The sequence below is a fragment of the Aquipuribacter hungaricus genome, from assembly GCF_037860755.1.
Taxonomy (GTDB): domain Bacteria; phylum Actinomycetota; class Actinomycetes; order Actinomycetales; family JBBAYJ01; genus Aquipuribacter; species Aquipuribacter hungaricus.
In genome coordinates this window covers 1-1605 of sequence record NZ_JBBEOI010000407.1, presented here as the reverse complement: position 1 = coordinate 1605, position 1605 = coordinate 1, and the positions used below count along the sequence as shown (strand labels likewise).

2 protein-coding genes are annotated in these 1605 nt (G+C 79.3%); one reads left to right on the top strand and one right to left on the bottom strand.

Annotated features, from left to right (window positions below; all coding sequences use genetic code 11):
* The coding region (locus tag WCS02_RS20210) for a class I SAM-dependent methyltransferase (RefSeq protein ID WP_479688814.1) at positions 1-452 on the top strand (452 nt) is incomplete at its 5' end.
* Positions 453-563: 111 nt separating this feature from the next.
* Here WCS02_RS20210 and WCS02_RS20205 read toward each other — a convergent pair.
* Positions 564-1334 carry a DsbA family protein gene (locus tag WCS02_RS20205; protein ID WP_340296102.1) on the bottom strand — a complete coding sequence of 257 codons (771 nt, stop codon included), beginning with the start codon at positions 1332-1334 and terminating at the stop codon, positions 564-566.
* Between the last annotated feature and the right edge of the window lie 271 nt (positions 1335-1605).

Sequence of the window (1605 nt, the reverse complement as noted above, 5' to 3'; positions counted from 1 at the left end):
CCGTCCCCCGCGCCGAGGTGCACGCCGCCGACAGCTGCCCGGCCGCCCGGCGGCTCGCCCGGCAGAACCTGCCGGCCTCGGCCGGGGTCCACGGCGGTGACCTGCTCGACGCCCTGCCGCCGCACCTGCGGGGCCGGGTGGACGTCGTCGCGGCCGTCCCGCCGTGCACGCCGGCGGGCCAGGGCCACCTGTTGCCCCCGGAGGCTCGCGACCACGAGCCCCCGGCGGCGCTGTTCGGTGGCGTCGACGGACTGGACGTGGTGCGCGCCCTGCTCAGGTCGGCCGGGCCGTGGCTGGCGCCGTCCGGCCGGCTGCTGCTGGAGGTCGGCAGGCCGCAGCTCGACGCCGTCGCCCGCCTGGCCGAGCGCGTGGGGGCGTCCGTCGTCCTCCACCGGGACGACCAGAGCTCCGTGGCGGAGGTCCGCGGGCTCGGCGGTCCCCGCGGTCGGTGACTTCGGACGAGGGCGGGCGGCCCGCCAGTGCGACCGGTGACCGTACGACCGTGGTGACGGGTGGGGCGACCTCCCGGCCGCCCCACCCGCTGCCCCGGCGCCGGAGACGCCTCAGCGCCCGGCCGCCTCCGCCACGGCCGCCGCCAGCTCCTCGGGCGTCCGCGCCTCTGTCGGCACGCCGTCGACCCAGACCGTCGGGGTGCCGCTGACGCCGAGCTCCTGCGCCTGCTGCGTGCTGCGCTGGACCCATCCGGTGAACCGGCCCTCGTCGATGCAGGCCACGCTCTCCTCGCCGGCGCCGGTGGACCGGGCCAGCTCGGCCAGCGCCGCGTCGTCGGGGCCGGCGGTACCCTCGGCGGGCTGCGCGGCGAACAGCGCGTCGACGAAGGCGCGGAACCCGTCCTCGCCCTCCTCCTCGGCGACGCACACGGCGGCCGCCGCGGACCGGGTGGAGTACTCGCTGCCCGCGCTCAGCCGGTCGAGGATGGCGACCGGGCGGTACTCCACGGTGACGTCGGGCCCGGCGGCGAGCTCGTCGAGGTAGTCGCCGCTGACCTCCTCCAGCTGCCGGCACGCCGGGCAGAGGAAGTCCTCGTACAGGGTGACGACGACGTCGCCGGTGCCGCCCGCGGGGATGCCGCCGGTCACGTCGGCCCCCTCCGCGGGCGCGCCGGCGAAGTCCTGCCGGACGACGACTGCGGGGTCGGTGCCGGCCGCGGCGGAGCGGTCGCGCAGCGCGAGGGCGATCGCCGTCACCGTGATGCCCACGAGGAGGGCGACGAGGACGAGGGTGACGACGAGGGCGAGCGGCGGCCGTCGCCGGCCGGGCCCCGGGGGCGTGCGGGTCGTGGTGCGGGTCGTGCCGGTCGTGGTGCGGTCCATGGGTCAGGTCCTTGTCTGCGGTGCGACCGCGGGGGTCGCCGAGGGGTCGCAGGGGCGACCGGGAGGTGTCGTGGGCCCGGGTGCCCGGGCGGGGGGGGGCGACGGGTCCCGCCGGTCGGCGGTCCGGGTACGCCCAGGACGCGTGCCGTCGCCAGGACGGTCACGCGTGCGGTGTGCGGCAGGTCAGACGAGGACCGGCGCCGGGGGGCCGCGGACAGGGTCGGCGAGCCGGACCGGGGGCGCCGGCGGGACGGCCGGGGCGGCGGGCGGC